20 protein-coding genes are annotated in these 23,395 nt (G+C 41.7%); 8 read left to right on the top strand and 12 right to left on the bottom strand.

The genetic code is table 11. The features are described from left to right. Positions 1 to 161: 161 nt before the first annotated feature. Positions 162 to 578 carry a tellurite resistance TerB family protein gene (locus RIC88_RS01740; protein ID WP_350215700.1) on the top strand — a complete coding sequence of 139 codons (417 nt, stop codon included), beginning with the start codon at positions 162 to 164 and terminating at the stop codon, positions 576 to 578. After that, positions 565 to 2,841: a DUF5916 domain-containing protein gene (locus RIC88_RS01735; RefSeq protein WP_350215699.1), complete on the top strand. Its 2,277-nt coding sequence runs from the start codon at positions 565 to 567 to the stop codon at positions 2,839 to 2,841. The genes RIC88_RS01740 and RIC88_RS01735 overlap by 14 nt, the downstream gene beginning before the upstream one ends. On the opposite strand, the gene RIC88_RS01730 is transcribed toward RIC88_RS01735, so the two are convergent. Genes RIC88_RS01730 through RIC88_RS01720 form a run of 3 tightly spaced genes read right to left on the bottom strand, consistent with a single transcriptional unit; the run spans position 2,838 to position 4,717 of the window. Further along, positions 2,838 to 3,905, bottom strand: coding sequence for an alkane 1-monooxygenase (locus RIC88_RS01730; RefSeq protein WP_350215698.1), 1,068 nt, complete (start codon positions 3,903 to 3,905; stop codon positions 2,838 to 2,840). The genes RIC88_RS01735 and RIC88_RS01730 overlap by 4 nt on opposite strands. Then, a complete protein-coding gene (locus tag RIC88_RS01725) occupies positions 3,905 to 4,585 on the bottom strand; it encodes a porin family protein (protein ID WP_350215697.1) in 681 nt (226 codons plus the stop codon). Before RIC88_RS01725 ends, RIC88_RS01730 begins: the two co-directional genes overlap by 1 nt. Before the next feature lie 3 nt (positions 4,586 to 4,588). Further along, positions 4,589 to 4,717 carry a 30S ribosomal protein THX gene (locus tag RIC88_RS01720; RefSeq protein WP_350215696.1) on the bottom strand — a complete coding sequence of 43 codons (129 nt, stop codon included), beginning with the start codon at positions 4,715 to 4,717 and terminating at the stop codon, positions 4,589 to 4,591. Between the two features lie 80 nt (positions 4,718 to 4,797). Here RIC88_RS01720 and RIC88_RS01715 point away from each other — a divergent pair, with 80 nt between their 5' ends. The 6 genes from RIC88_RS01715 (at position 4,798) to RIC88_RS01690 (ending at position 11,870) form a co-directional block, all read left to right on the top strand. Then, entirely contained in the window at positions 4,798 to 6,039 is a 1,242-nt protein-coding gene (locus tag RIC88_RS01715) for a DUF819 family protein (protein WP_350215695.1), read from the top strand. 64 nt (positions 6,040 to 6,103) lie between these two features. Then, positions 6,104 to 6,736 carry an alpha/beta hydrolase gene (locus tag RIC88_RS01710; protein WP_350215694.1) on the top strand — a complete coding sequence of 211 codons (633 nt, stop codon included), beginning with the start codon at positions 6,104 to 6,106 and terminating at the stop codon, positions 6,734 to 6,736. 106 nt (positions 6,737 to 6,842) lie between these two features. Further along, on the top strand, positions 6,843 to 8,201 hold the full coding sequence (locus tag RIC88_RS01705) for a M20/M25/M40 family metallo-hydrolase (RefSeq protein WP_350215693.1): 1,359 nt from the start codon (positions 6,843 to 6,845) through the stop codon (positions 8,199 to 8,201). A 190-nt stretch (positions 8,202 to 8,391) separates the two neighbouring features. Beyond that, positions 8,392 to 9,834: a ligand-binding sensor domain-containing protein gene (locus RIC88_RS01700; RefSeq protein WP_350215692.1), complete on the top strand. Its 1,443-nt coding sequence runs from the start codon at positions 8,392 to 8,394 to the stop codon at positions 9,832 to 9,834. Between the two features lie 194 nt (positions 9,835 to 10,028). Beyond that, the gene (locus RIC88_RS01695; RefSeq protein WP_350215691.1) at positions 10,029 to 10,763 is read left to right on the top strand and encodes a hypothetical protein; all 735 of its coding nucleotides are present in this window, start codon (positions 10,029 to 10,031) and stop codon (positions 10,761 to 10,763) included. Between the two features lie 252 nt (positions 10,764 to 11,015). After that, positions 11,016 to 11,870 (top strand): hypothetical protein, encoded by an 855-nt coding sequence (locus tag RIC88_RS01690; protein ID WP_350215690.1) that lies wholly within the window; start codon positions 11,016 to 11,018, stop codon positions 11,868 to 11,870. A gap of 144 nt (positions 11,871 to 12,014) precedes the next feature. Here the strand turns inward: RIC88_RS01690 and RIC88_RS01685 are convergent, their stop codons facing one another. The 9 genes from RIC88_RS01685 to RIC88_RS01645 are packed head-to-tail and all read right to left on the bottom strand — an operon-like array spanning position 12,015 to position 23,369. Next, on the bottom strand, positions 12,015 to 12,527 hold the full coding sequence (locus tag RIC88_RS01685; protein WP_350215689.1) for a GNAT family N-acetyltransferase: 513 nt from the start codon (positions 12,525 to 12,527) through the stop codon (positions 12,015 to 12,017). Further along, positions 12,508 to 13,416 (bottom strand): bile acid:sodium symporter family protein, encoded by a 909-nt coding sequence (locus RIC88_RS01680; RefSeq protein WP_350215688.1) that lies wholly within the window; start codon positions 13,414 to 13,416, stop codon positions 12,508 to 12,510. Before RIC88_RS01680 ends, RIC88_RS01685 begins: the two co-directional genes overlap by 20 nt. Next, positions 13,392 to 13,802 carry a DoxX family membrane protein gene (locus RIC88_RS01675; protein ID WP_350215687.1) on the bottom strand — a complete coding sequence of 137 codons (411 nt, stop codon included), beginning with the start codon at positions 13,800 to 13,802 and terminating at the stop codon, positions 13,392 to 13,394. The genes RIC88_RS01680 and RIC88_RS01675 overlap by 25 nt, the downstream gene beginning before the upstream one ends. 52 nt (positions 13,803 to 13,854) lie before the next feature. Next, positions 13,855 to 14,826, bottom strand: coding sequence for a 6-phosphofructokinase (pfkA, locus tag RIC88_RS01670; protein WP_350215686.1), 972 nt, complete (start codon positions 14,824 to 14,826; stop codon positions 13,855 to 13,857). Positions 14,827 to 14,829: 3 nt separating this feature from the next. Further along, positions 14,830 to 15,801, bottom strand: coding sequence for an ROK family protein (locus tag RIC88_RS01665; protein WP_350215685.1), 972 nt, complete (start codon positions 15,799 to 15,801; stop codon positions 14,830 to 14,832). Further along, entirely contained in the window at positions 15,785 to 17,314 is a 1,530-nt protein-coding gene (locus RIC88_RS01660) for an MFS transporter (protein ID WP_350215684.1), read from the bottom strand. Before RIC88_RS01660 ends, RIC88_RS01665 begins: the two co-directional genes overlap by 17 nt. After that, a complete protein-coding gene (locus RIC88_RS01655; protein WP_350215683.1) occupies positions 17,307 to 18,653 on the bottom strand; it encodes an alpha-amylase family glycosyl hydrolase in 1,347 nt (448 codons plus the stop codon). The genes RIC88_RS01660 and RIC88_RS01655 overlap by 8 nt, the downstream gene beginning before the upstream one ends. A 2-nt stretch (positions 18,654 to 18,655) precedes the next feature. After that, on the bottom strand, positions 18,656 to 20,980 hold the full coding sequence (locus tag RIC88_RS01650) for an alpha-amylase family glycosyl hydrolase (RefSeq protein ID WP_350215682.1): 2,325 nt from the start codon (positions 20,978 to 20,980) through the stop codon (positions 18,656 to 18,658). Beyond that, positions 20,955 to 23,369 carry a glycoside hydrolase family 31 protein gene (locus tag RIC88_RS01645; RefSeq protein WP_350215681.1) on the bottom strand — a complete coding sequence of 805 codons (2,415 nt, stop codon included), beginning with the start codon at positions 23,367 to 23,369 and terminating at the stop codon, positions 20,955 to 20,957. The genes RIC88_RS01650 and RIC88_RS01645 overlap by 26 nt, the downstream gene beginning before the upstream one ends. Between the last annotated feature and the right edge of the window lie 26 nt (positions 23,370 to 23,395).

Here is a 23,395-nt window from a genome sequence, read left to right as displayed (position 1 = left end):
TTACATGCCACCACCAATATGTTTTTATTATCATCATTTGAATTGCTAAGCTAATTGTATTTAGTTTTAAAAAACAAGGAGCAATTAAGATTTGTTATTTTTTTTTGCTACCATACGCATAAGCTTAAGAGCTATTGATGTTTTTAAACTAAATTTCCGCCATGTTATCTCACGAAGAACAAATAAGCATTCTGGCTCACCTTTCTAAGGCCGATAATGTAGTAGCCGAAGAAGAATATAGATTGATCATGTTTATCGCCGACGGATTGGGTATTTCAGAAGAAAAGACCGCTGAAATAGTTAACAATCCCCGGCCGATTCCTAAACTGAAGGATCTGCCCCCTGATGAGAAATTCAACTACCTGTTCAATATCATCAGAATGATGAAAGCTGATGGTAAGGTACATTCAAACGAAATTAGATTCTGTGAAAAACTGGCTTTGAATTTGGGATACAAGCCGGGTGTTATCGCAGATCTATCTGCTTATATCTACAAAGATCCAAGTATCAATTCTAACAAGAATTTCTTGAGATCAATTGCGGATCAGCACCTAATCCCACTGAATGAGCAGGACTAAGAAAACAGTCACACTTCTTTTTTTATTGGTAAGTATTTTTGGGATGGCTCAAAATCGACCTGACGAGGTAGATTATTATATTGAGTCAACTGATGAATATATCCAACTAGATGGCAAACTGGATGAACCGGTTTGGCAAACGCTCCCCAGAGGTAGTGGGTTTTACCAAACCTTTCCAACCGACAACCAACCGGCGCTTGATAGTACCCAGTTCATGATTACCTATACAGATAAATCTATTCTTATAGGTGTGATTTGCTATGATTATATCGATGGCGATTATATATCCACCACGCGAAGAAGGGATTTTGATTGGAGTAGCAATGATAATGTTGCTATCTACATCGATCCCTATAATGACAAAACAAACGGCTTCTCATTTCAGGTAACTCCTAATAATGTTCAAAGAGAGGGATTAGTGTTATTGGGAGGAAGTGTAAGAGACGACTGGGATAACAAGTGGTTTAGTTCAGTTTATCAGGGTGAAAACTTCTGGTCTGCTGAAATATCAATTCCATTTAAAACCATTCGCTACAACAATGTAAACCAGTGGAACTTACAGATTTTGCGAAACAACTTGAAACGAAATGAGCAAACCGCGTGGATTCAGGTGCCTCTAGGATATCGAATGAGTAACATGACATTTACGGGCCGATTAAATTGGGATAACCCTCCAAAACCAGCTGGGCCAAATATGACTGTTATACCTTATGTGGCTTCAAGTGCAGGAAAAAACCATGAAGAAGGTGAGCCAGCAGAATATAAACTGGATGCGGGATTTGATGCGAAAGTTGCAGTCTCAAGTTCACTTAATGTAGACCTTACTTTCAATCCGGACTTTTCACAAGTGGAAGTAGATCAGCAGGTAACTAATCTTCAACGTTTTGAAATATTCTTTCCTGAGCGAAGGCAATTTTTCCTTGAGAATCAAGATCTTTTCGCCGATGGAGGATTTGGAAGATCCCGACCATTTTTCTCAAGAAGAATTGGTATTCAGGGTGCAGGCGAAACAAGAAGAAATGTTCCAATTATAGCTGGAGCCAGACTGAGCGGTAAGATTGGGAGCAAATGGAGAATTGGAGCACTGAATATGACTACCAATAGAGATGAGACCAGCAGTGAAATCTCGCCAGCTCAAAATTATTCTGTCGCAGTATTAGAGAGACAAATCTTTAGTCGCTCACGTTTAAGTGCCATTTTTGTTGGGCGGAATAATCTTGGAGAATCAGAAGTTGAATATAATTCGGACACTCTTTCTATAAAAGGACGTCTAGAAGATTTGCAAGGAAGGGAACTTCAACCAAAAGACACCTTGGTCAGACTTAGCGAGTATAATTATGTCTATGGTCTCGATTACAATCTTGCCACAGTAGACAACAGCTGGGAAGGAGATTTCTTTTATCACAGGTCATTGGATCCGGGTGTTAGCACTGATGAAAAGTATGCGACGGGTGCTTTCCTAAGGTATCAAAAACCAACATTCGGGGCTCGTGTTAATTTTCAGCGGATAGGCGAAAATCACAACGCAGAAGTGGGATTTGTGCCCAGACCTGGCGTAACAAATTTCGATGCAGGTACGGAGTTCAATATATTTCCCGCAGAAGGTAGTCTTGTACAGCGGCATGGACCCGGGATTGGTTTTGGAGGTGTGCTCACAAACAATTGGGACAGGTTAGATAATGATGCCGGAATCGAGTATCGTATATCATTTCTAAATACCTCATATCTAGAGATTGGTTCAGGATGGGATTTTGTTTCATTGACCTCCTCTTTCGATCCTTCAGGATCTGATGGGCTTGAACTAGAGGAAAATACACGTCATAGTTGGTATCGCTACAGGATATTCTATCGAACAGATCGAAGAAAAAATTTTATTGTGAGGGCTTCTGTAAGTAACGGAGGATTCTTCAATGGTAAGCGATTCAATGCGGAACTAGGACTTACATTCAGACTACCTCCAATCATGCAGATTGAACTAAATGGTGAATACAACCGGATTAATCTCCCAGATCCCTATAATGATGCAGATTTGTACCTTATTGGTCCGCGCTTTGATCTAACTCTTAGCAACAATGTGTTTTTTACCACATTTATTCAATACAACTCTCAGAGTGAAAATCTGGGACACAACTCCAGATTCCAATGGAGATTTAAGCCTGTTTCGGATATATTTCTCGTCTATACAGACAATTACATCACCGACGGCTTCCAAACCAGAAACAGGGCGATTGTCTTTAAGATCAATTACTGGTTGAACCTCTAGGCAGCTTGAGCTAATTCCTGAGCTCTGATCTTCTTGATTCGGGGGTTCATAATTGAAAACCAAAGCGGTGGGATGGTAGCCAGTATCATCATTCCGGGATAGCCGGTAGGCATTTGTGGGCTTTCATCAATGTGACGCAGAATCTGATATTTCCTGCTGGCGATGTAATGATGATCTGAGTGTCGTGAAAGCTCAAACAATATCAGTCTCCCAATCTTGTGATCAGAATTCCATGAATGATGTGGCATCACACGCTCATATACCTCTCCTTTCTTACCACGCTCCAATCCATAATGCTCGATGTAATTGACTGTCTCCAAAAGCAGAAAGCCCATCACCGCTGCTAACATGAAATATCCCATTACTACCCATCCAAAAAGAAATCCGATCCCAAAAGTGAAAACTATTTGAATCAGTTGAAATTGTAACATTTCATTCTTGAGGGATAATACAGATGATCCCTTCTTTTTCAGCCTTTTAGCTTCAAGTTCCCATGCTGATAGATATGCGAAAACCACTGACCGAACCCAAAAGCTGTAAAGCATCTCACCATATCTCGCCGAAGATGGATCTTCTTTGGTGCTTACATTTTTGTGATGGCCCCTATTATGTTCAATAAAGAAATGCATATAAAGCGAAGTAAGTAGTAATGCTTTCGCCATGAATTGCTCATGCCATTTACTTCTATGTCCAAGCTCATGTGCTACATTTATTCCAATAACTCCGCACATGAGTCCCATAGCACTGATTCTTCCGATTTTGTCAACTAAGGTCAGTCCGACTTCCTGCATAGAAAGTAAGAAAGCTCCCAGGAGGATAAATTGTGCCGGAACCATGATGTAAAGCTGCCAGTCATAAACCGGATCTTTCTTTCGCTTCTCTTCCTCCTCTGAACTCAGGTTGTTTGGATCAGGCTTATAAGCCAATTCTAAAAGTGGAATAAACAGAAACGACTCAAGAAGTGGTAGATAGGTGAGCCACCCCTTAGCATTGAAACTGACCCAAGCAAGCAGGGGCAGCAATAAAACATACATGTATTTTAACGAGCTAAGTTTACTTTTCATTATTCAGTTTTATTACCCAGAGAAATCATATACCCAACAGTAAATCCGACAACCCAATGATTGGATATATCAGGACTTTCAGTAGACAGATCACCCGGGTTTATAAAATTACTGAAACTGTAGCTAAAAAATCCTTCGATCTGAAAGGTGCCTATAGGTAAATCACGAAAAATACCTCCTCCTAATCGACCACCATATCCGAACTCACGATCACGACCTTCTTCATATGTGTAAAAATCAGCACTCCCAATGTTCTCCGGGTCCGGATCGTCATCTTTATCAACGCTCATGAGAAACTCCATGTAAAAGCCCGCTGACAAAAAGTACTTGTTTTTTTCACCGAAGTAACCAAAACCTTCCAAAGGAACCTCCAGGTATCTCATTCGAGCTGTATAATTGGGCTCATCGGTCAGGAATGTTTGCTTCCACCCTTTCTGAACATAGTTCACCCCAAGCTGAATACCTGAATTCAAAAATGAATCTCCCGGTTTGGGCAGATACTTTACAAAGGCGCCACTATTCACTCCAGGTAAAAAGGTGGAGTTGAGGTTTAGGTTAAAAATAGTGTGTTCGATAAATGCTGAAGAAGCATGACCACCTGCTTTCACTCCCACGTACGTCTTTTGCCCCACTGCTACATGAACCATCAATGCAGCGCAGATTAGCCATACTAATCTCATTCGTTATTTCTTTTTAGCTGCTTTTTTAGCAGGTTGTTCTACTGTTTTCTTGTTTGCACTTCTGGGTCTTCTCGCACCGTACGTGCCTTTGGCGATTTTACCCCTTCGAGTTTTTATATCTCCTTTTCCCATAATTGTATTTTTTCCAAAAATAAAATAATCATAGCTATGCTCAATGGAAATGATTATTCTTGAAGTTAATTGACAATATTATGGATCAACCTTTCATCACAAATGATGCCGTAATCTTTGGTATGCTCATGCTTATGCTGGGTGCGGTATTTTATACCTCTTCACTTGATCATCCTGCCTGGAAAAAGTTTTATTCTTATGTTCCCGCACTTTTAGTATGCTATTTCCTCCCGTCACTAATGAAGGCCGTTGGACTGATTGACCCTTCAAAGTCTAATCTCTACTTTGTCGCATCCAGATACCTGTTGCCCGCAAGTTTAGTGTTGCTTACCATCAGTGTTGATTTAAAAGAAATTGCCAAATTAGGTTCGAAAGCAGTAATCATGTTCGTCACCGGAACGGTTGGAATTATGATAGGCGGACCGCTGACCATCTTGATTTTCTCTCAAATAGCACCTGATTTAGTAGGCGGGGTTGCCCCAAATGAAGTGTGGCGAGGAATGACCACCATCGCCGGTTCGTGGATTGGTGGAGGTGCCAATCAAGCCACCATGAAAGAAGTTTTTGAGGTGAGTGACGAGCTATTTTCTACTATGGTAACGGTCGATATCATTGTTGGTAATACATGGCTTGGAGTTTTAATTGCCGGTGTGGCAGTTACAAAACTGATAGATCGTAAACTAAAAGCGGATTCGTCTGCCATTGAGTCACTCAAAGTGAAAATGGAAAACTATCAGGCGAGTGTAGCTAAAATCCCAAACCTGACTGACCTAATGAAAGTGTTGATGATTGGGTTTGTCTGTACAGGATTCGCTCATTTTTGTAGTGATTTAATTGTTCCTTACCTGGAGCAGTACCCAGCACTTGAACAATACAGTTTAACATCCGGATTTTTCTGGATTGTGGTGATTGCCACCACTCTTGGCGTGATACTTTCTTTCACTAAAGTGCGCGAACTGGAGGGAGTCGGTGCTTCCAGAATAGGTCGTGCTTTTATCTATATTCTCGTTGCAGCCATTGGAATGAACATGGATATTCTGGCCATTTTCTCTAACCCGGGCTATTTCCTGCTTGGGATCACATGGATTCTTTTCCATGTCCTGCTATTGGCAATTGTAGCTAAGCTGATCAAAGCGCCTTACTTCTTTATTGCGGTGGGTAGTACCGCTAATGTGGGTGGCGCAGCATCTGCTCCGGTGATTGCTTCGGAATTTCATCCATCGCTAGCTCCGGTTGGCGTTTTGATGGCTGTTCTTGGTTATGTACTGGGTACCTATGGAGCATACTTGTGCGGATTGATGATGCAAATGGTGGCGGGGTAAATAACATTAACCCACCCCTAAATCCCCTCCAAGGAGGGGACTTTGTATCGTAATTAAATGCAACATGGCAGAACAATATCACATAGACATTACCATAAAAGCTTCGTATTACACGCTTAATGAGCTAACTGAAAAAACCAAACGTGTATGGTTGGTCTTTCATGGGTATGGTCAGCTGGCAGAATTCTTCATTAAGAAATTTGAAGGACTGGATCCTGAGAAGAACTTCATCATTGCACCACAGGGGCTTTCTAAATACTATTTGGAAGGTGTGTATGGGCGTGTAGGTGCTTCCTGGATGACAAAGGAAGATCGGTTGACGGAAATCGATAATCAATACGCTTACATTGATTCGTTGTTGAATCAATATGATCTTTCCGGTAAGCAACTGATCTATTTCGGTTTCTCACAAGGAACAGCAACCATGGGTCGTTATGCCGCCCATGCTAAAATTCCATTCGAAAAAATGATTATCTGGGCCGGGACTTTCCCACCCGATACTGATCCAAATGACTGGAGCTATCTCACAGGAAAAGAAGGTATTCAATACTTCACCAGTCGTGAGGACATCTACTTTAAAGAGGAAATGATTCCTAAGCAAAATGAAGTAGTGAAAAATGCCTTAGGGCGAGAGCCAGAACTGCATTGGTACGATGGTGGTCATCGGGTGATGCCTGAGATTGTTGCTGCTATCTAAAACATCTCGCAACCACCGCTCAACCAGATCCTCCCCCCAAAGGAGAAATTCGCATTTCATCAAAATGTTGTATCAGATGATAAAACATATTTTCTAATTTTCATCCATGAAGAAACTAGCAATCCTACTGTTCCTAATCCCAACCATCTCTTTTGCCCAGCACGAAGAGGCCATCAAGAAAATCTATGACGAGACACTGACCAACGGGCATGTCTATGAAAATCTGAGGGTGCTGTGCAAAGACATTGGGAGTCGCTTATCAGGCTCACCGGAAGCCGCCGCTGCGGTGGAATACACCAGGCAGCTCATGGAATCTTACGGATTTGATACAGTGTACTTGCAACCGGTCATGGTACCTCACTGGGTACGAGGTAAGAAAGAGGTCGTACGGGCAATGAATTCTGATAAGCACGGCACGTTTGAAATGAATGCACTGGCACTGGGCAACTCAGTAGGTACTGGTCCTGAGGGGGTACTTGCCGAAGTAATCGAAGTGAGTGGAATAGATGACGTGAATGAGCTGGGCAAAAAGATAGAAGGTAAGATCGTTTTCTACAATGGCGCCATGAATCCTACCATTATCAATACGTTTGGAGCTTATGGAGGTGCTGTTATTCAACGATCATCAGGAGCTTCTGAAGCTGCAAAATATGGCGCAAAGGCGATCATCATTCGTTCGGTGACCAACCGTCAGGATGACATACCTCATACGGGATCGCTTAACTACAAAGCGTTGATCAATCAAATTCCTGCGGTAGCGATCAGCACCAACGATGCAAACCGACTCAGTCAGATTTTAAAAGAGCAGAAGTTGAATGTGTACATGGAGACGCACTGCCAGCAATTGCCGGACGTGCTTTCCTATAATGTGATTGGTGAACTACGAGGTTCGGAATTTCCTGATGAAATCATAGCGGTAGGCGGCCACCTGGATTCCTGGGATGTGGGCGAAGGAGCACACGACGATGGAGCAGGATGCATGCAAGCGATTGAGGCAGTTAGGTTATTCAAAGCTTTGGGCATCATGCCAAAACGCACACTCAGAGCCGTGATGTGGATGAACGAAGAGAATGGCTTGCGAGGTGGGCGAGAATACGCACGAGTGGCGAAAGAAAAAGGAGAAAAACACATTGCTGCACTGGAATCAGATTCCGGGGGTTTTCAACCACTCGGATTTTCTACCTCAGGAACAGACGAACAAAAGGCACAAATCAAAGCGTGGCGTGACTACTTCCTTCCCTATAGGGTGTGGGACTTTGATCAGAACGGTGGAGGTGCAGACATAGGACCATTGAGTTCGCAAGGCACATTACTTATTGGACTGAGACCAAGCACTCAGCGATATTTCATTTACCACCACACACCTGCTGATGTTTTTGAAGCAGTGGACCAACGGGAGCTGGAGCTTGGAGCAGCAAGTATGGGTGCCATGATGTACCTGCTGGATCAGGAAGGATTGAAGTAGAAGCGGTATATTTGATACATCTCTTTTTAAAAATGAGTGGCGTTCATACCCGACATTAAACGACTACAAATGTTTAAATGTCGTTTTTCTTATTGAATTTCAATGAGTTATGGAAAAGACACTCCTAAAAGATATAATAGAAATAAACGCCATATGGCGTTTACGTTATTGTTAGGGCACATACGACTATATGAAATCAATACTACTACTTTTATCAGTTGTTCTTTTTACCAACTCTTTTGGACAGCATTTATATCCCGAACAGTTTGACAATTGCAAGTTGTCTTCGTTTTGCTTGGATTGCGGAGATACAAAAGCGGAACCACCAAGTGACTTTATATCAACATTCATTGAGAACCTGAACCAAAAAGTGCTAACAAAACTCGAAGGAAAAATTGAGGTTCAAATACTGATTGATGAGTCAGGAAACCCTTGCCTTTTGAGTGCTAGTAATCAATCAACGGTCAATTCCAAGAAACTATCACTTCAGAACGCAATCAACTCGGGTAACCAATGGAATCCAGCAATCAGTAAGGACAAAAAGTCCAACACTTCCGTTTCTTTGCTTCTAATCTTCGAAAATGGACAACTAAGCGTTCAAAGAAGACAGTTTGATTCTTCAAAAAACACCAATTTTAAATCAGTTGGAACACCAGAAGTAAAGGGAACAAAAGATTCTAGACTTTCAACTTCATGGAAGGTATTAAACCAACAAAATTCCGATTTGCCTTGGGATATGTCTAGAGCCGCATTAACGGATTTTGATGGAACAATTTGGGTTGGAACTGACAATGGAATTGTTCAGATAGCTCAAGATGAATCGATGGCACTTTTCAATTCAAAGAATACGACATTAAAGCCCGAAAAATATGATGCTAACAAAACAACATCTATTCGATATTCAGCAATAGATAGAAACGGCAACAAATGGTTCATCGGTGGCTATAACGCTTACAGATATGACGGGGAGACTTGGACTGTTTATGACTCGCTGAATTCGCCAATTAAATGGATGAGGAAAATTCATGTGGACAATAACAACAACGTCTGGTTCACTTCATGGCGTGGAGTTGCCAAATATTCTGAAGGTAATTGGGTTAACCTAGATACTACTAATTCAGAACTGCCAACAAATAAGACTTTGGGTGTATTCACAGATAAATCAAATAGGACATGGATCGGAACATTTTCAGGGAACGTAAGAATTGATGATCAAGAAATGATTCAACTAAATGATCCTGAACCCCCTTTGAGCCAGGCATATATTTCTAAGGGTTATGAAGATGCTTCTAGTAATATTTGGTTCAGTCTTTACAATGACAAGGAGCCAACCAAAGCAGGAGTATTTGTCCTTAAAAAAAGCGGTGAATGGATGAAAATATTGGAAAATCAGAATGATTTATTCTCCAACGCTATTAATGACTTTGTCTTTGATGAACGAACCGGAACCTTATGGATCGCCATCAACAAGGTGGGATTAGTGAGATACGAGATTGAGACTAAGGAATTCGAGATTTATACCAACGAAAACTCAGAACTTCCAAGCACCTATGTCATGCAACTAACTCTAGATGGACAAGGCAACATTTGGGCTGCAACTTTTGCGGGCGTAGCTAGACAAATTACAAAATGAAACGTGCCCTAACATGTGCTATGAATGAATGGGGTTTTATCGGTCAGGATAGTTTGGTGGCACTTGGAAAGTCCGCCACAATGTATAATTTTAAATCAATGCGTGGCTATGTGCGAGACGAGAGGTTAGTGCTTTCTAATCCCCACTCATCATAGCTATGCGTTGGTATCCATAGACTACATTACGAAATCTTCATGAACAAGCTTAACTCTGAACAAATTTGGATGATAGTTTTCATCATCCTACCAACAACGCTTATAGCGAATTTGGGAAGCGAGTTTGCTCCTGACAACCAAATGAGTGTTTTGTATAGTGGAATATTTGGTGGCCTTGGTGGATTGTTTGGATTCCTCCTTCATTCCTTAACCAAGAACAAATCAACTGTGATTAAATCTATCGTAGTGGTTCTGACTGTCGTAATTCTCGGTTTTACTATCAGAAAACTAACTGTCAAGCCAACAGATGAACAATTAGTTTCCGCTGATTGGACTCAACAACAAATTGGATCAATCTCATTTGAATCACCAAGCAAACTAAACCTTACAACCTCTTCGATACCAGAAGGTACTGAGCATTTTTATAGCTCTTTGGAAGTTTACACTGACGGGAACGATGAAAGACTAACTTCATTCATTAATGGGAGCATCTTACTTGATACTCTTGATTTGGCTGACTCTTTCGGAGGATCTCTAGAAGGAATGCTGAACAACATCGGAATTACGGAAGTCGAACTCCTAGACGATCATTACATTGATACCGAAGAAGTAGTAGCTAAATTCAAATTCCGTCTTAACGATGAAGAAGTCATTGGCTTTGGATATATGCGTAACGTCGGACGAACATTGCAATCAATTTGGCTGCTACCTATCAAACGAGGTTTTTCGCTGGAATACATAGATAAATTCGAAAACTCCATTACAACTGAATAGACGGATGCCAACAGGCGATATGGACGAATGGCCAACAGAGGGACTAGAAACTTCTGTACAACTCGCCCGTGAACCTGCCCATTCTGCGACTTTTGAGCTTCGTTGAGACTTTTTTCTTTCTGGACTAAGACTTGCATAACGCAGTTCTTCGTAGAAGCCGTTGTGGGTGTTGGGCAGCTGCGCTATATTAGCTTCTTTCTGCCATGCTCGGGGCGCACTCCTTCTAGCGTGGCGTTACCTACTATCTCTCACATGCGCATAGTTCAACTTTTAACTTTAACTTTTTTACTCTCTAACTGCCAAACCAAAGAAGATCAACTTATTGGTCATTGGCACTCTATTCCAATGGAGGATGGTTTCTATTGGACTCTCGACGTTACAGATTCAACCTCTCAAGTGAACAAACATGATCAATTCAGCTATCATCAAGTATTCGAACGAGTTTACAACCATGAGTTCCGAGAGATATTAGTGATTGACTATGAAAGTTATGTTGACTTTGAAGTCAAAAATGATACTTTATTCATTGATGAGAATTTGAAATTTGTCAGAACTGAAGATCCTAACTATCTAAGAGACCATTTCCCTAACTCTCTTGTTCGCCTTAACCTTCCAAAACCAACAACTAACTCCAAAACAAAACTTCCACGCCCAAGTCAGCAAGCCCATCTGTTCATTGGACCACCATACCAACTTAGTGAATCCTATTATTACAATGCTGATTCAACTTGTTTTCAAACTGTGGATTTTATAGCCACTAGCTTAACTGACTTAGAATACTTTGTAAGACAGGAAGATGACAAGTTATCTGAAGTTGAAAATAACTGGCTAATTATTCATGCTGACAGTACAACTTCTCAAGCAACTCTTGACACTTTGTTAAGTGTAGTTGAACCTCTTGGAATTCTCAACGGCTTTATTATTTCACGTTATAACTACGAACATGACACGCTGGAATTTGAAGACTTGACAGTAGGTAACAAACCTAGCGCGAATATGCCTGTGTGCATTCTGCCAGTTTCGATGCAAACAGACCGCTTCACCGCCCATTCTGCTACTTTCATTTCCCCTCCCTCCTTTTCGTCTTTCTGGATTAAGACTTTCTAAACGCGGTGCTTCGTAGTTACTGTTGTGGGGGTTGGGCAGTTTACTCATACCCGCAACCATACCGCACATCCCCTCGTGAATCTAAAGATTTCGCTAGATTAGTGCTTTCTAGCTATCTCGGGACACACGGCGGATAGCTGGTCGTTAAAACCTCAACCTAAACCCAAACACCGGAAGACCGCTTTGATCAAAATCCAAATCCATCGATCTTTTAAACCCCATTTTCTCGTACATGCCCCATGCCACTTTCATGGATTCAGTAGTATGGATGATCATTTGTTTCAATCCACTTCCCCGAGCTCTTTCGATGCATTCCATTGTGAGTTTTTTACCAATTCCCATTCCTCTGGCTTCATTTTTTACTGCTAACAGGCGAAACCCGGCCGCATTTTTTTCCTGAGTAGCCGTGCCGCCCGAACCATAATCTTTCATGTCCCCGATGTAAACAACAACTCCGAGCAACTTCTCTTCCTGCTTTGCAATAATCAATTCGACACTTTCACGAGTAGCAAACTCCCCAATATTTGCCAACATTTGATAATAAGCAGGTTGATCTTTAGGCGATGGAAATCCCGGCAGATTTGAATAGACATCTACCATTAATTGGCCGATGGTGGGATAATCCCGAGGCAAAGCATTAGTGATCGTTAATGACATGTGAGTTTGACTTTTTTAATAAATATGATAAACCCATCGTAGTGAAAAACGAAAATCCGCTATAAACAATCGCTACTAATGTCATTGTTTCATTTTGGAGAATTTGACTCGCAACAAAAATGGCTAATGCACTATTTTGCAAACCCATTTCGATCGCTATGGTGTATTTACCATCATGATTGATTTGCAATATTCCTGCAATCCAAAAACCAATAAGCATGGTTGAAACATTCAGCAACAAGAGCGGGATCGCGACATAGAGTTCACCGGAGTTGATTCCATCATTACTTCCAGCAATCGTATTCAGCCCAACCACAAGAAATACGATTAGCAGAACCGCAGATAATATATACTTTAGGTAAGGTTTAATCTTCAGGGTAAAATTCTCAAAGTAATGTCGGATGAAAATACCCGAAACAACTGGCGCAATAACCGTTACTGCTATGTTTTGAAAAGTATGCCAGAACGAAAGTGATACTACTTGCTGGTGGTCCGTGAAAAGTCCCAGTGCTATAGAAGTTATAAAGGGAATCGTGAATAAAATCAAAAAACTATTGAAGGCGGTCATAGAAATGGACAGAGCTACTCTTCCACTTAAAATATGAGTCACAAGATTTGAAGCTGTGCCACCGGGACAAGCCGAAATGAGCACAATACCGACTTTATAAGCAGGTGGCAGGTTCCAAACAGAAGCGATGATAAATCCTACTAAAGGAAGCAAGATCATCTGCAGGGTCAGGCCTGTAAGAATAGCCTTAGGTCTGATAAATACCCTTTTAAAATTTTCTAATGTGAGGTTTAAACCAATGCCAAACATGATGATGGCAATGGAGGACGGAACTAGTATATCATTTACACCATTCACTACCCAACAGGCATCATATCCCATAGTAAGTAGACCGTCATGATGCTAATGATGAAATAAGTTGTAAGGGTGGCAGCACCAACATAATCCTGAGCCACTCGCTGACCAAAAAACAAGGCTAGTATAGAAATCGTAGATAATTGAGCTCCAATCAAGCCCATCTGGGCACTCCCATCCACTAATAGTTGAATAATACCAAGGGCACAAAACAACCCGGAAAATACCTCTAATACGGTGATAACAGGCACCATGATATTTACCATATTTTTCAGTGGGCTCTTTTCAAAATGACCGGAAAGCCATTCCATATTTCCTTTATAATTGAAGACTTTATCAAGTCCTGATTGTAAGAAAAGAATTGCCAGAAATGCCAGGCATAGAACAGGTGCTGAGAATAATATGAATTTCATCGGCTATTTTTTATGCCAATTTAATGATATCGTGTTAGCCGACTAAATGAAATCAGCTATTCATCACTTCAACCAGCCTCATCAATTCGCTATTAATGGGTTTGCTTTTGCTAATGGCTAGCTTGAAGCTTGTGTAGATGATCTTATCATCCACAATTCCTGCCATTACATTGGCCTTCCCATCGACCAGGCCTTCCACTGCCGCCATCCCTAACCGAGAGGCGAGTATGCGGTCCAATGAAGTTGGAGAACCTCCACGTTGTAGGTGGCCCAGTGTGGAAACCCGAATGTCCAGCTTTGGAAGTTTGGCCATTACTTTATTTGCGATCTCATGGGCATTGCCTTGCTCATCTCCTTCAGCCACAATTACGATAGCTGAAGTTTTTTCTTTGTCTCGCCCCTGATTGAGGGTGTCTATCACATCTTGAATCGTAGTGGATGTTTCGGGTACCATTACAAGCTCTGCGCCCCCTCCAATACCACAGTGAATGGCGATATACCCGGAATGTCGGCCCATCACCTCGATGAAGAAAACCCGATCGTGTGAATTGGCTGTATCGCGTATTTTATCTATTGCTTCAAGTGCCGTATTTACTGCAGTGTCAAAGCCTATAGTATAGTCAGATCCATAAAGATCATTATCTATGGTGCCGGGTGCTCCTACAGTGGGAATCCCATATTCTTCATAAAAGATGTTGGCTCCTGTGAAGGTTCCATCACCGCCTATGGCAACCAATCCATCAATTCCTCTTTCCTTCAGCTGATCATATGCTTTCTTCCTTCCCTCCTTGGTTTTAAACTCCTCACTACGGGCCGATTTTAAAATGGTCCCTCCTTTTTGTAGGATATTACTGACGGAGTAGGATTTCATGAGTTCCATGTCCCCACTTATAATGCCGTTGTAACCATATCGAATCCCGTACACATTCAATCCAAGGCTAAGCCCCGACCGAACAACAGCTCGTACGCAGGCATTCATGCCTGGCGCGTCTCCTCCGGAAGTAAAAACACCTATGTTCTTCATGCTTTATTTGTCAATATATTTCCAAACAAGACTGGATGCCCCCAAGATTGGTGCATCATCGTCTTTTAGTCCTGAGGGTTGTAGTTTTATTTTTTTATCTCTGAAAAGCGGCATCAGGTAATGCTCCATATTCTCTTGAGCTGGGGTGAAAATATAATCTCCGGCTTTTGACAACCCGCCTAACAAAAATATAGCTTCAGGATCGGTATGTACTATAAAATCAGACAATTTCATACCTAATACACGGCCAGTATACTTAAATGCTTCGATCGCAATTTTATCACCTTTTGCTGCTGCTTCTGTGATGGTTCGTGTGCTCAAGTCATCAAAACTGATGGACCGTAACATACTTGGATCTGTGTAGTCCGCTAGCAATTTATATACCGTCCTTCTAATACCTGTGGCACTTACGTAGGTCTCAAGACATCCCCGCTTACCACAAGCACAGTGCCTTCCGTTTGCATTTACAAGGGTATGCCCAAGTTCACCGGCAAACCCATGCTTTCCATATACCAAATCGCCATTGATAACAATCCCGCTCCCCAGGCCTGTTCCAACCGTAAGGACGACAAAGTCTTTCATATTTTTGGCCTTCCCATAGACCATTTCCCCAAGTGCCGCTGCGTTTGCATCATTGGTGAGCACACATTTCAAACCAAACACTTTTTCTACCTCCTCTGCGAATTTAGAAACACCTTTCCAGGGTAAATTGGGAGGATTGACAATGGTACCTTTGTAGTAGTTGGCATTCGGTGCTCCTACTCCAATACCGATCACCTCATTCAGTGGATGGACTTTCTCTATTTCTTTTTTCAGCACTTCAATAAACGAATGGTATTCACTGAATTGCTGGGTCTTTATTCTGGACTGAGCCAATATATTACCATCTCTGTCCACGACACCAAACTTCGAGTTAGTACCTCCAATATCAATACCTACTGCAAGCTTTTTACCCATATTATACTTCTCTTTCATTCATTACTACTTCGTCTTTATCATCCACTTTTAAACTCAAAAACCCTGCAATGATCATTGAAGCTCCTCCAAGAATTATTGCATAAATAAACTGGCTTTCAAAAAATGTAGCGATAAGAAACCCAAGAATACTTGCTGCCACAATTTGTGGAATTACGATGAAGAAATTGAATATACCCATATAATAACCCATCTTTTTTGGCGGTAAAGAGCCTGATAACATGGCATAAGGAATAGATAAAATGCTAGCCCAGGCGATACCAACACCAACCATGGATAAAATTAGCCACATCGGGTCTTGAATAAAATAAAATGAGCTTAACCCAACCCCGCCGCATATCAGCGCTATCATATGTGTAACTCTTCTACTAACCACCTTCGCCAGCAGAGGTAAAGCCAGAGCGGCTAAAGCTGCAACCCCATTGTATCCGGCGAATAATAAGGACACCCAATCCGCTCCATTATTGTAGGCACTGGAGGTGGTATCCGTAGTTTTGTAAATGTGTGCCGTCACCGCAGATGTACTGTAGATCCACATAGCGAATAAGGCAAACCAGGAAAAGAACTGCACATAAGCCAGCTGCACCATGGTCTTTGGCATGTTTTGAAAATCACGGACAATCTGGACGAACCCATTGTGATACCTATTCCTACCCATGAGAATAGATCCAATTACATAAGAAATCCCAAACAAACCGAAGATGCCACAGAGTACGTAAAGCTGTGGGTCAAATTCCTGAATGGTAAACCATGAAGCAAGCGCAGCTCCAATGAAAAGCAGTGCTAATCCTCTACCCATGTATTGCCTTGGACTAAACCGGATTGTAAGTGTTGGTTTAGTTTTTGATTCTTTGATGTCTTCTTCAGATGGAGGGTATTCTTTTGTGGTGAACACCGTCCACATTACCGCAGAAAAAAATGCTATTCCTCCCACATAAAAAGACCACTTAACCGAGTCCGGAATTTGACCCTCCGGAGCTGTATTACTCACTCCAATCAAATTGGTGAATACCCATGGCAGTGCTGAAGCGACCACCGCCCCTACACCAATGAAAAAGCTTTGCATGGCGAAACCTCTGGTGCGCTGCTCCGGGGGCAGCATGTCTCCTACAAAAGCACGAAATGGCTCCATGCTGATGTTAATTGATGCATCCATGATCCAAAGCATCCCAATTGCAATCCAAAGAGTCGGGGAGTTTGGCATCACAAAAAGAGCGAGGGTAGCCAAAATTGCACCAATGGCAAAGAATGGACGTCTTCTGCCCCACCTTGGATGCCAGGTTCTATCACTTAAATATCCTATGATCGGTTGCACAATCAATCCGGTAACTGGAGCAGCCAACCAGTAAAAAGCGAGATTCTTCGTATCAGCTCCCAATGTCTCAAAGATCCTACTGGTGTTGGCATTCTGCAACGCAAAACCAAACTGGATTCCAAGAAAACCAAAGCTCATGTTCCATATCTGCCAAAAGCTTAGTCGTGGCTTATCTGAGCCAAGCGAAATGTTACTCATTGCTCACTGTTTTTGATCCAACAAAATACTGATAGGGTTGAAGTTCTGAAATTGAATTGCTTATTTGTCCACCACTGAAGACATCTGCAAAATTCCATGATTCCGGAATCGATACAGATTGATTTTCTTCAGATAAGTTGATAATTACGTCTACCTGATTACCATCCTTTACTCTTGAATATGCGATCACCATAGGGTTTCCAACATCAACAAACTCAGGCTGCCCACCATATTCACCATTAAAGAGTGCAGGATTGTCCTTCTTCAAATCCACCAGCGAAGCATAGAAATCCTGATACTTCACAGTGTCCCATTTGATTGTGTCCTTTTCAAAGAATGCCAATCTTTCATCCAAGCCTGCCTCCTGACCACTATAGATCAAAGGCATTCCCTGCACGGTGAATGCAAATACGGCAAAGGCCTTATGTCCCTCTCCAAATCGTTCGAATACAGTACCATTCCATGAGTTTTCATCGTGATTGGTTGTAAAGTTCATTCGGATTGCGTCTGATGGATATCTTTCTAAGTCTTTATTGATGAATGATACTAAGGAGTCTGCATTCTTTTCACCTTTAGCAACTCCGTTCATGTAATGATGCAAGCCCCAGCCATAAGACATGTGAAAAGCATCCTCATGCATCTTAGGCTCATCCCATTCTGCCAGCATGAAAAGATCTTTATCTACATCCAAAGAGTCCTTGGCCCTGCTCCAGAACTCCATTGGTACAAAACCTGCCACATCGCACCTGTAACCATCAATATCTGCCTCACTTACCCAAAAACGAAGCGCTTCAATCATGTCGTTTTGCATGTCCATGTTGTCATAATTTAGGTCCGCAACATCTGACCAATCAGGAACAGGCGAAATGACTTTTCCCAATGAATCTTTGGTATGATACCCATCGATTTCCATCCAGGAATGATCCCAAGCCGTATGATTTGCTACCCAATCCAGAATCACCAACATGTCCCTTTTATGCGCTTCTTCAACAAGATTTTTAAAGTCTGTCATGTTGCCAAATTCAGGGTTGATTGCCGTATAATCTTTTATAGAATAATAGCTGCCAAGACCACCTTTTCTGTTCTTTTCGCCGATCGGCTGTACCGGCATAATCCAAAGGATATCGACACCTAATTCATCTAATCTGGGGAGGTGCTCAGCAAACGCCTTGAATGTACCTTCAGGCGTGTACTGTCGTACATTCACTTCATAGATCACCATGTCTTTGGACCGCTCGGGAAAGCTTAGAGTGATCTCTGTTTCCTGATCCTCACTTTTGGCTTGAGAGCAGGAAACTATGAGTAATAACAAAAAGGTTAGGTTGGTTATAATCTTCATAATTAGTTATAGGTAATCATTTCAAATGAGTTCGGAGACAGTTTTAGCATTTCTCCGTTTAGGTTGCCATAGAAATTGATTTTTCCATTCATCGGCACTTCGATTTCAAGTGTTTGCTCGCTAGTGTTGAACGCAGAAATAACCTGATTATCAAAATATTTCCTTGAAAGGACCAGATAGTCAGCTCCTGCCTCTACAATCTCCGTATCACCATAAATCAACGCAAGGTTATTCTTTCTTATCTCGATCATTTTCTTAGCTCGTTCACGAGTTGCCAGCTGATGTTTATCCAGATTTTCAAATTGCATCTGACGCCTATTATCCGGATCGTTCCCACCCGGAGAGCCATATTCGTCTCCATAGTAAATACATGGAATACCCGGTATGCTCATCATGTAGGCGGTCAGCGCAGACAGCTTTTGATAAGCCAGTGTATCCTGAATGCTAATTTCTCGATTCCATCCAGCATATTTGGTGTCTTCACCAAATTCAAGCGAGCCATCCGCATAGGAAATAAACCTTGGACGATCCTGATTGCCTGTGATGTACCCCATCAGGTTATGATCGCCGTAATATTTGATACTTTCCCGAAGTGAATTGGCCAGGTCGGCTAGCGAACCATTTCCGGCAAAGGCAGAAACAGCCCGATCGTACATATTAAAATCAAACTGTGCATCCAGCATACCAGTAGCTATGTAACTTTTGATCAGCTCATGACTCCCATAGGTTTCACCTATTTGGAAAACCGGTTGTCCGGTTTTTTGAACCACCTCCTTTTTAACTTTTTGCGTCAACACCCTCCAGAAAATCTCCGGGATATGCTTAGTGGCATCATGCCTGAATCCATCAATACCATATTCTTTTAGCCAAAAAATCGCTGAATCCGTCATGGGATCTACAGTCTCCATTTGCGAGAGGTCAAGGGTGGGCATGAAGGTATCAAACCAGGTAGTCAATCGGTGATCATCCCATCTTTCAGTATTCAATGAACCGTCCGGAAGGTAGAGATTTGTTGCCCAATCCGGGTTTTGCTGATAGATCGGATGTTGCTCATGTACATGGTTTGCTACATAATCAAGCAGTACGTTCATGTCAGAATCGTGGGCTTTATCTACCAATGTCCGAAACTCTTCATCGGTACCAAACCGATGATCTACCCGAACATTTGAGATGGGCCAATAGCCATGATAAGCAGAAAAGCTGGTCTCAGGCTCAGGGTACTTGCCAAATGCCCCCTCCGGATTTTGAGTGATCGGAGATAGCCAGATCGTATTCGTACCTAAATCCTGAAAATAGCCTTCCTGGATTTTTTGAGTAATTCCTGTTAAATCGCCTCCGAAATAGTCGGCTTTCGGATGAACTTCTGGAATATTTAACGGTTTATCGTTTGACGGATTCCCGTTATTGAACCTATCTACCATGAGAAAATACATGACCATTGCCTCATTGTCAAAGCGGTTTAGTTCGTCAGAAGATGTGAGTACTTTTCCCTGATGAAGGGGAATCATCACATCGTTGCTTACTCCTTCTTCATTGTAGGCCCATAACCTAATCTTAGATCTTTTGACTTCCGCAGCATTTCCAGGAATAAGAACTAAGATTTCATCATCATTAAATCGTATAAAATCATTGGGGATGAGTGTATTGTTCCAATATGCATATAGTCCGGATACGGAATTGTTTGACATGAAGAAAATGGAGCCGGTTGTATACCTGTCGGCCTTGATGGTTGGGACTGTTTTCGGATCAGGTCCTGGAATATTTATCACTGAATTCCAGCCGCCCATTCCATTGGAAATGGAATCAGGGTTTTGTGGGTCAAGCATTTCCTTGCCATCCACCACATAAAGGTATTGATAAGTCCCGGGGGACAGGAGTTCATATGTAGTAAACGAGCTATCTGTTTTTTCAAGAATTGTATTATTTGGATTCCAGGCGTTAAACTCGCCTTTGATCATGACCTTTTTATCAGTTCCGTCAGAAGCGTACAAGAATGAATACAATGTCTTTCTTGTTCGTTTTAGTAAGACGCTCTCACCTACACCTTCTGCCCAAAAAGTAAGATTGTAAAGCTCTTGCATTGGTCTCCCGGTAATTGTCAAAATAGAATGTTCGGTTTTAAGATTAAAAGGTCCATCTGTGGTGATTGAATCCAACCTCGATGGATCAAGCACATAGTCTTCCAACACCACCCGGGTTGACTGAAGGTCTAGTTGAATTGGTGATGCTAAACCAAGGATCAAGGGCGGTTCAAGGGTGTATACTTTGTTATCTGGTTTGCAACCAAATAGTATAAATACACTACCAATTAAAAACCATTTCCTCATTTGAGTATGCTGTTTCGATAGAAAATACATTTTCTGATTTTAGGTTATCTCTGCGATCTTTTTCAAAGGGATCAAAATTTGAAATAGGTTTTACATAGGAGTAGTTTCCTTTGCGAAGGCTCCCTGATTTCCAACCTTTCAATTCATCACTATCAAATCCGTGTAAGACAAGTTTTAGTTTCTTGATCTTAGATTGATAATCACCTGCTGCCTGATCTATTTTAATGGCACTTACTAATGGATCGTAGCTAACCCTTCGTCGGTGGTAATGTCCCTCTAAGCTTTGAAATGAAACACCATCATCTTCATAATATTCTGTTTGAGAGAATTCAAGCCCTTTATAAATATGAAGCTCCAGGCATTCACCTACATGCGTGGAATTGTGGGTCGTATCACAGTAAACAGGAATAACAGTGGAAGCTTTCACAAATAATGGCAAATGCTCCAGTGCGTATTCCCTTATCATCTCAACACCACCCTTTAATTTTTCATCGGTGAAAAATTCGTACCAATCACCTTCAGGCAGATAAACTTTGCCAAATCGCTGGTCACTAGCCAATGGGGCTACTAAAATGCTGTCTCCAAAAAGGTATTGATTCTCAAAGTCAGACTCATAAATTTTCGGATCGGCCGTATAGTCGATGCATAAGCTTCGTGATACCGGAATGCCGTCTTCGGAAGCCTGTAGAAATGCATGATAGATGTAGGGTAAAAGTTTGTATCTGAGCCGTATGTAGTTTGCTGAAATCTCCTCAACCTCTTCACCATAAGACCATGGCTCTGAATCATGTGAATTGATCATAGAGTGCCCCCTGAAAAATGGAGAAAAAGCCCCTACCTGAATCCATCTGGCAAATAGGTTACTTTGCCCGTTTCCAGCAAATCCTCCCACATCATACCCTGAAAAAGGAACTCCGGAAAGTCCTAAGCTATTAACCATTCTAACGCCCAAAAGCATGTGCTCATCGTTGGCCACATTATCGCCTGTCCAAAGGGCGCTATATCGCTGAACCCCCGCGAAACCGGCTCTTGTTAAGACAAAAGGACGTTCTCCGTTCAAATTATCAACGGCGCTTTCGTAAGCACTTCGAGACATCTGCAATCCGAAAATATTTCTACCTTTTCTTGTAGTGCCTCCTTCACCTTCAAACTCAAACTCGATATTCTCAGGAAGCATCTGCCCCCAGGTAGCTATTTCATTCATGTCATTCCAAAATCCCTTGATTCCAATATCTGTGTAAAATTTCATCATTCCAGTCCACCATTGGCGGGTTTCAGGCTTGGTGAAATCAGGGAAATGACACCATCCGGGCCAAACTTCACCCTCGTAGTATCTGCCGTCTGAATATTTTAAGAAGACATCTTCTTCCTTACCTGAGTCATATGGAAGGTAGTTCTCTTCTGTTTTGATACCGGGATCACAGATCACAACTACTTCAAAACCCATTTCCTTCAACTGGCTTATCATCTTAGCCGGATTTGGGAACCTTTCTTTATCCCAACTGAAAATTTTGTACTGGTCCATGTAGTGGATGTCCAGTACGATCACATCAGCCGGTATATCCTTATCTCTGAATTTTTTTGCTACATCCAATACTTCGGTATCCGGATAGTAGCTGTAACGACACTGCTGGTACCCAATACTCCACATGGGTGGCAAATTCATCCTCCCTGTTAGCCAGGTATATGACTGAATGATCTCGGTGACAGAACCAGTGAAAAAGTAGTAGTTTAAATCTCCGGAATCAACAGAAAAGCTTGAAAAGCGATTGTTAGAAGCACCAAAATTGAAATGACTTTTGTAAGTGTTGTCTACAAAAATCCCATAGCTTAGGCTGCCATGAATTCCAATGTAAAAAGGAATGGATGCATATAAGGGATCCGCCTCAATGTCATAGGCAAAGTGATCGGTATTCCAGTTTTCATAACCTTTACCTCTTCGATCAAGTGGACCGGTTTTTTCCCCCAACCCTACAAATCTCTCACCATTCTGAAGCTTTTTGTAAACAGTTTTTTGCTCGCCCTGAGATTGTATTCCTAAACCCGGTTCATCCTCATTTATAATCCTTCCTTCCTTATTGAGGAAGGTAAACAATATCGGGTGTTTGTTTATAACGACATCTACGTTTGTAGATGTTACCACTATAGAACCATCATTTTCTTCAACATCAAAAGTGGTTTCTATCGGATCTTGAACTACCGAATAAGGATTTGTGTCAGCAATTTCAGACTTTTGATGAACTCTTACTATTCCATCATTGTAAAATGACACATCATATTGATGGCTGTCCGTCTCAATGATCAGCCCATATTCTGATAAGGAATACGACTTGAAATTGCCACCAACTTCAATTCGCTTATTATGTTTCCTTTTGGTTATATCCAACATATTTTAAGTCCAGTATTAACATGGTG

The sequence above is a fragment of the Ekhidna sp. genome, from assembly GCF_040220215.1.
Taxonomy (GTDB): Bacteria; Bacteroidota; Bacteroidia; order Cytophagales; family Cyclobacteriaceae; genus Ekhidna.
This window is presented reverse-complemented; position numbering and strand designations above follow the sequence as displayed.

Excerpts from the sequence above, each read along its gene's own strand:
- RIC88_RS01710 (WP_350215694.1), top strand. The coding sequence starts at position 6,104 with ATGGCAGAACAATATCACATAGACATTACCATAAAAGCTTCGTATTAC.
- RIC88_RS01730 (WP_350215698.1), bottom strand. The coding sequence starts at position 3,905 with ATGAAAAGTAAACTTAGCTCGTTAAAATACATGTATGTTTTATTGCTG.
- RIC88_RS01645 (WP_350215681.1), bottom strand. The coding sequence starts at position 23,369 with ATGTTGGATATAACCAAAAGGAAACATAATAAGCGAATTGAAGTTGGT.
- RIC88_RS01655 (WP_350215683.1), bottom strand. The coding sequence starts at position 18,653 with ATGAAGATTATAACCAACCTAACCTTTTTGTTATTACTCATAGTTTCC.
- RIC88_RS01690 (WP_350215690.1), top strand. The coding sequence starts at position 11,016 with ATGCGCATAGTTCAACTTTTAACTTTAACTTTTTTACTCTCTAACTGC.
- pfkA (WP_350215686.1), bottom strand. The coding sequence starts at position 14,826 with ATGAAGAACATAGGTGTTTTTACTTCCGGAGGAGACGCGCCAGGCATG.
- RIC88_RS01700 (WP_350215692.1), top strand. The coding sequence starts at position 8,392 with ATGAAATCAATACTACTACTTTTATCAGTTGTTCTTTTTACCAACTCT.
- RIC88_RS01695 (WP_350215691.1), top strand. The coding sequence starts at position 10,029 with ATGAACAAGCTTAACTCTGAACAAATTTGGATGATAGTTTTCATCATC.
- RIC88_RS01705 (WP_350215693.1), top strand. The coding sequence starts at position 6,843 with ATGAAGAAACTAGCAATCCTACTGTTCCTAATCCCAACCATCTCTTTT.
- RIC88_RS01735 (WP_350215699.1), top strand. The coding sequence starts at position 565 with ATGAGCAGGACTAAGAAAACAGTCACACTTCTTTTTTTATTGGTAAGT.
- RIC88_RS01715 (WP_350215695.1), top strand. The coding sequence starts at position 4,798 with ATGGATCAACCTTTCATCACAAATGATGCCGTAATCTTTGGTATGCTC.
- RIC88_RS01675 (WP_350215687.1), bottom strand. The coding sequence starts at position 13,802 with ATGAAATTCATATTATTCTCAGCACCTGTTCTATGCCTGGCATTTCTG.
- RIC88_RS01660 (WP_350215684.1), bottom strand. The coding sequence starts at position 17,314 with ATGAGTAACATTTCGCTTGGCTCAGATAAGCCACGACTAAGCTTTTGG.
- RIC88_RS01665 (WP_350215685.1), bottom strand. The coding sequence starts at position 15,801 with ATGAAAGAGAAGTATAATATGGGTAAAAAGCTTGCAGTAGGTATTGAT.
- RIC88_RS01650 (WP_350215682.1), bottom strand. The coding sequence starts at position 20,980 with ATGAGGAAATGGTTTTTAATTGGTAGTGTATTTATACTATTTGGTTGC.
- RIC88_RS01720 (WP_350215696.1), bottom strand. The coding sequence starts at position 4,717 with ATGGGAAAAGGAGATATAAAAACTCGAAGGGGTAAAATCGCCAAAGGC.
- RIC88_RS01725 (WP_350215697.1), bottom strand. The coding sequence starts at position 4,585 with ATGAGATTAGTATGGCTAATCTGCGCTGCATTGATGGTTCATGTAGCA.
- RIC88_RS01740 (WP_350215700.1), top strand. The coding sequence starts at position 162 with ATGTTATCTCACGAAGAACAAATAAGCATTCTGGCTCACCTTTCTAAG.
- RIC88_RS01685 (WP_350215689.1), bottom strand. The coding sequence starts at position 12,527 with ATGTCATTAACGATCACTAATGCTTTGCCTCGGGATTATCCCACCATC.
- RIC88_RS01680 (WP_350215688.1), bottom strand. The coding sequence starts at position 13,416 with ATGGGATATGATGCCTGTTGGGTAGTGAATGGTGTAAATGATATACTA.